We start from the raw sequence: 252 nt of genomic DNA, 5'->3' as shown, positions 1-252 counted from the left end.
GACGCTGCGCGTGGGGCAGCCGGTGGCGGCCGACCTGGACTTTGGTTGAGCCGGCACGCCTGCGCGCGGGCCGGGGCAGGGCGTTGCGGGCCCGTAGAATCGGCGGCCCGTCTTGCGAAACCGAATTCCAGAAAGCCCTTTCATGAGCCTCCAATGCGGCATCGTGGGCCTGCCCAACGTTGGCAAGTCCACCCTTTTCAACGCGCTGACCCGGGCCGGCATCGCCGCCGAAAACTATCCCTTTTGCACCAT

Annotated in this window: 1 protein-coding gene; it reads left to right on the top strand. The window is 66.7% G+C overall.

The annotated features are described in order from the left end of the window. Positions 1–142: 142 nt before the first annotated feature. Positions 143–252, top strand: a 110-nt coding sequence (locus VTU_RS31235; RefSeq protein WP_010102485.1) for a GTPase, incomplete at its 3' end; no start/stop codon positions are given.

The sequence above is a fragment of the Verminephrobacter aporrectodeae subsp. tuberculatae At4 genome, from assembly GCF_000193225.1.
In the GTDB taxonomy this organism is placed as follows: Bacteria; Pseudomonadota; Gammaproteobacteria; order Burkholderiales; family Burkholderiaceae_C; genus Acidovorax; species Acidovorax aporrectodeae.
The sequence above is the reverse complement of the archived record's forward strand: the minus strand, read 5'-3'. Positions and strand labels throughout refer to the sequence as shown.